The sequence below is a fragment of the Pseudomonas sp. BMW13 genome, assembly GCF_013357275.1.
Lineage (GTDB): Bacteria > Pseudomonadota > Gammaproteobacteria > Pseudomonadales > Pseudomonadaceae > Aquipseudomonas > Aquipseudomonas khazarica.
In genome coordinates this window covers 1-679 of sequence record NZ_SUKD01000050.1, presented here as the reverse complement: position 1 = coordinate 679, position 679 = coordinate 1, and the positions used below count along the sequence as shown (strand labels likewise).

Annotated in this window: 1 protein-coding gene and 1 pseudogene; both read left to right on the top strand. The window is 62.0% G+C overall.

Features of this window, described 5'->3' with window-relative positions:
* Positions 1 to 469: TRAP transporter substrate-binding protein DctP (dctP, locus tag E4487_RS24045; protein WP_175254546.1), on the top strand; the 469-nt coding region annotated here is incomplete at its 5' end.
* Positions 470 to 603: 134 nt separating this feature from the next.
* Positions 604 to 679 (top strand): annotated as a pseudogene (locus E4487_RS24040) (C4-dicarboxylate ABC transporter); the annotation flags it as partial.

The window sequence follows — 679 nt, the reverse complement described above, 5'->3', positions numbered from 1 at the left end:
ACTGGAAGAGCAGTTCAAGGCCGTGCGCGCCAACCCGCGCAAGATGAGCTTCGCCGAGGTCTACCAGGGCCTGCAGACTGGCGTGGTCAACGGTGCCGAGAACCCCTACTCGAACATCTACAGCCAGAAGATGCACGAAGTACAGAAGTACATCACCGAGTCCAACCATGGCCTGCTGGACTACATGCTGATCACCAACACCAAGTTCTGGGACGGTCTGCCGGCTGACGTACGCGAAGAGCTGGACAAGATCATCGCCGAGGTCACCGTCGAGGTGAACAAGCAGGCTGACGCCCTCAACCAGGGTGACAAGCAGCGCATCCTGGACGCCGGCACCACCGAGATCCTGACCCTGACGCCCGAGCAACGTGGCCAATGGCGCGACGCCATGCAGCCGGTGTGGAAGAAGTTCGAAGGCGAAATCGGTGCCGACCTGATCAAGGCCGCCCAAGCCGCCAACCAGCAGTAAGGCCGGAGAGCCGTAGGGTGGGCAGTATCGCCAGATACTGACCCACCTCGGCGTCCTGTACGCCGACATGCTGCACATGGTGGGTCGGCCACGACCGCCCCACCCTACGCCCTTTCCATTCGGGAGACCCGACCATGAACGCCTTGCGGCGCGCCTGGGAGCACTTCGAGGAAGGCTTCATCGCCTTTCTTCTCGCTGCCATGACCCTGA